The following is a 4,370-nucleotide window of genomic DNA, read 5'->3' on the forward strand; positions in this document are numbered from 1 at the left end:
AAATAATATAAATCTGATACCGATGAGAAGTATAATTATTTTTATTATTCCTTTGATTGTTTGTTCCTGTATAAATGAGATCGAGGTTGCTGAGCCGGTCGAAGAATGCCGAAAATTATCAGTAGGTGAGGCTCGGGCTTTTTTTGAAGATCGGTTTACCCGATTATATATGGCACAGGCTAACTTAGGAGTAGATGGTGAAAATCAGTCTATTTTGTTTACCGGAGATTTTACTCCGCAGTGGCAAAACTCTTTGCAGGAATCTAATAATTATGTTTCGGCAGTTGATGCACCTATAGTTTCGGCATATCAATATTATGCTTATATTCCGAATAGAGAAAAGCCTGAGGATGGAGAATTGATCGAAATGGCCCAAAGAATGATTGTGGTAAAAAGCAATGATACCGAAGAAATGGCTGGTTTTATTGCAACATTGATTCCTACAAGTAATTTTGTCTTTAAAAATAGAAACCCGATTGCATACTCTTATTTAAATGAGAATGTCAAATATTCGGGATTGGTTATATTGAAACTTTTGACAGGGCGCATTAAGTTATAGAATATCGGGATGGGAAGGTTATAAAAAATATAAATATGAACGATCCTCGTTTGTCTCCGGCGATGCGGGTCGAATATTGTAATCATATTTTAGAGAACATTCAATTTCTCCGGTTTGCAAAAGTTATGACACGAGCAGGTGAATCGGGAGGAAACAATAATTCGTATTTTTGCAGTTGGTGCAATAAATATCATGGATTGGATGAAGATTGCGACAAGCCGGCTCCGGGAGTAACTGCGTGTCCGAAATGTCATGGGTTGAATATTTGTTATTGTTGTCCTGTATGTCATAACTATCCTTGTGATTGTTTTGCCTCTCAGACTTGTATTATATGTTCGCGAAATCCATGCATTTGTGCAGATTGGTGTCTTATATGTATGAAACCTTTCAGCGAGTGTCCGGGACATGGAACAGGTGGTGGAGGTACAACTCCCACCGATCCTGATCCGGAAACTGATCCGTATTCACCCAAAACTCCGGTCTCTTTAATGGATGTAGATAAATTTGTCGGATTTGGTCAGATTCAAAATTGCTATTTGGCATGTGTGGCGATATTGAAAAAACACGGTATCGATTATCCCGGGAGTCCAGATTATGTGTTTAAGTTGAAAATAGAAGTGAACGGACAATTGGTGAATTACGGCAATGATCCCGCCGACAATTATCGGAATGCCGTCGATTGTATCGACCGGCATTTAGATGCGGGTCGGCCGATAATAGTAGGAGTAAATCATACTATTGATAGGAATATAAATGAAGGGGCGACAGATCATTTTGTCGTTATTGCCGGACGGGGATACGATTCTGACAAAGGGATGAACTATTATACATATTATGAGGTGGGAACATCCCATTCTTCCATAGGGTGTAGTGAAACGAATAACCGGTTTTATTATGACCCCTCGATTCCGACTCTGTATGATGCAACTGGTTATGTGTCTCAAAAAAGATATGACGTAACTCAGGTAAGACCCAATGACGGGAATAATGAAAATACGGTTTCACAGAAATAAATTTATCATTTTTATAAAATATAGATTAAAGTAAATATGATTATGAGAAAGAAAATTTTGATAACGATTTTATTGAGTATATTTTTTTTGTCGCAGGCTGAAGCCCAAATAGGCGATATAAAGAGGGTTTTTGGAATGACTCCACTTACACAATTACCGTATAAAGGAGTTATGGGAGAGACATTGATTGAACCGTATGCATCGATATATTTCCCATATAAGACATGGGGAAACAAACTGGACATGTCATATTGGATTGATTACGGATTGACCATTTCTGTGCCATTAGCAGAAGATGGAGATTGTTCTATATTCCGCCGATTTGTTCCGTCAAACGGTCAATATCTTATTGGAGTTATAGATTTGGGAATCATGGATTATATTCGAAAGTATCTGATTACGGCTACCCCAGATGGGGAATTTATAGATTGTCTTGAAGTTTCGGTATTGGGATCTACAAATACCGGAGTGGGAGCGCTTATAAAACAGTGGAAAATCGATGCAGATATGAGAGTTACGGTTTATCAGGTGAAGCCGACCTCGACTACACCTATAAGATTTGAAGATACATCTCCTCAGACCAAAATGAATGCGCAGCGGATCGACACTCACTATCAGATTGATGAAACAGGGCATATAAAAAAAATAAAGGAGATAAAGTATCAGCCACAGGATTATATGATTCTTGATTTCACCGGAAACCGGAATATTTGGGATGGGAAAGAGCAACCGCTTGTTCCTTAGACAGGCTCTTAGGCGGGTTTATATTCGAAAAGGATTAAAAATCAGATTGAAAGGTGTGATATAAATATGAAATCGGGTATATTTTTCTTATCTTTTTTACTTGTTTTGGCGTCGTGTAACGGTCATTCGGAACTCGATAAGGCCTTACGATTGAGCGGAGATAACCGGATTGAATTAGAAAAAGTTATCCGCCATTTTTCTCAAGATACTTCTGATTCGTTGAAGTTGAAAGCAGCTCTTTTTTTAATAGAAAATATGCCCGGACACTGTTCTGTCATCGATTCGTGTATAGTAGACTATTATTTGCAAGTTGATTTGAAAAATAAAGCGATACCTTTCTATCTGAAGAATATATTGTATAATTTACCGCAATACTATGTTGATCTGTCCGATGTAAAAAAAGTAGAGGATGTGAAGGTCATTAAATCGGATTTTCTGATAAATCATATAGAGAATATGTTCCATATTTGGGAAAAAGTACCATGGGGTAAAGATATTTCTTTTGAAACGTTTTGCGAGTATATTTTGCCGTATAGGTTGGATGGAGAGCCTTTGACAAAACTGATGGAACATTATTATTATTTTCCGATAGATTCGTTTTCGCAGCAATTTGAGGATTACAATATAACCGTCGATGAATTTTTGTATAATTATATTTGGAGATTATTGCCTCAATGTGGCAGAGAGTTTGAATTGACGTCTCCCGTTGGAGAACATTATGTTGCCGATTGTATATGGGACAGCTACAAGGTATTGAGTGAGAGTCGACTATCCTGTGTTCCGGCTGCCATAGATTTTACACCCTGCTGGCCATCCAGAAATGGAAAGCATTTTTGGAACATAATAGAGGGATCCGTGTCTGGTGAAGAAAACTTTTTCTGAAAATTATATTGATCATTATGCAAAAGTTTATAGAAAGACCTACTCTCGGAATCCGTTTCCGGAAAGTAGTAGGGAAGATTCTGTTCCGGCACTTTTTAAAACACCGTTCATTAAAGATGTGACGGAATTGTATTGCAAGACCGTTGATATCGATTTGATGCTTCAAGAGGATCGTAAACCCGAATATGCTTATTTATCTGTTTTTAATATGGGGGTATGGGAGCCTGTGGCATGGAGCAGGGTGGTTGATAATGACGAGGTTTCTTTTAAGAAGATGGGTATGAAATGTGTATATTTACCTGTATTTTATAATGGGAAAGAGGAGGTTTCCGGAGGTTACCCGTTTATTGCTACAACGACGAAAACCGTCCATAAGTTGATACCGGATAGACAACGGCCTATAAAAGTGCGTCTTACTCGAAAATATCCAGTCAATCCGATGGCGTACGGCTTGAATAATGCGTTGAAAAATCTGAGGATTGAAAGATCCGATTTTTATGATTTCAGAAAAACGGAAGCGTTTCGAATAGGTCGTATTGAGAATGATTTTTTACAAGAGATAGTTTTGACATCGTCCAAAAAATATCGTTATTTGAAAATAACGTCAGATATGATTAAAGAAAAGCCTCAAATTGCTGAAATATACTTTTATGATCAAAATAATAATTTGATATCAAGTTTGGTAGAGTCTGTGATTGGTTCGGATAAATCTGAAGCCGTTAAAATTTTCGATAATAAGCCGTTGACATTTAGTGCTATTGAATCTCCGATTATATTGGATATGGATAAATTGCCGAACGTTTCTAAAATAAAGATTATGCCGAGAAATGACGATAATTATATTGTTCCGGGTAATTTGTATGAACTTTTATATAGAGATAGAGATGGGTGGGTTTCGTTAGGAACGAAAATAAGTAATGATTATTTCCTTAATTATGATAATGTACCTTCCGGTGCATTGTATTGGCTTAAAAACCACTCGAGGGGGATCGAGGAAAGAATTTTCACGATTGAAAATGGGAAACAGTTTTTTTGGTAAAATATCAGAATCTGTTGTTTAGGAGTTTATCTCAATTTTCCAATAAAAAAACTATCAGGTCATCTTTGCGTTTTCTTTCGGTCTTTTTCCCCGTTTTCTCTCGTCAGATACTCGCTATCCTCCTCGTAAAAAC

General features: G+C 37.2%; 5 protein-coding genes. All 5 read left to right on the top strand.

Annotated elements, in window-relative coordinates:
- Positions 1 to 559, top strand: a 559-nt coding sequence (locus AC1WHX_RS10790) for a hypothetical protein (RefSeq protein WP_481229330.1), incomplete at its 5' end; no start/stop codon positions are given.
- Between the two features lie 35 nt (positions 560 to 594).
- A complete protein-coding gene (locus tag AC1WHX_RS10795; RefSeq protein ID WP_481229332.1) occupies positions 595 to 1,572 on the top strand; it encodes a hypothetical protein in 978 nt (325 codons plus the stop codon).
- Between the two features lie 42 nt (positions 1,573 to 1,614).
- Positions 1,615 to 2,316: a hypothetical protein gene (locus AC1WHX_RS10800; protein WP_481229333.1), complete on the top strand. Its 702-nt coding sequence runs from the start codon at positions 1,615 to 1,617 to the stop codon at positions 2,314 to 2,316.
- A gap of 66 nt (positions 2,317 to 2,382) precedes the next feature.
- Positions 2,383 to 3,198: a hypothetical protein gene (locus tag AC1WHX_RS10805; protein ID WP_481229334.1), complete on the top strand. Its 816-nt coding sequence runs from the start codon at positions 2,383 to 2,385 to the stop codon at positions 3,196 to 3,198.
- The gene (locus AC1WHX_RS10810; RefSeq protein WP_481229335.1) at positions 3,179 to 4,237 is read left to right on the top strand and encodes a hypothetical protein; all 1,059 of its coding nucleotides are present in this window, start codon (positions 3,179 to 3,181) and stop codon (positions 4,235 to 4,237) included. The genes AC1WHX_RS10805 and AC1WHX_RS10810 overlap by 20 nt, the downstream gene beginning before the upstream one ends.
- The last annotated feature ends 133 nt before the right edge of the window (positions 4,238 to 4,370 follow it).

The organism is Coprobacter sp. (assembly GCF_982436375.1).

Excerpts from the sequence above, each read along its gene's own strand:
- AC1WHX_RS10795 (WP_481229332.1), top strand. The coding sequence starts at position 595 with ATGAACGATCCTCGTTTGTCTCCGGCGATGCGGGTCGAATATTGTAAT.
- AC1WHX_RS10800 (WP_481229333.1), top strand. The coding sequence starts at position 1,615 with ATGAGAAAGAAAATTTTGATAACGATTTTATTGAGTATATTTTTTTTG.
- AC1WHX_RS10805 (WP_481229334.1), top strand. The coding sequence starts at position 2,383 with ATGAAATCGGGTATATTTTTCTTATCTTTTTTACTTGTTTTGGCGTCG.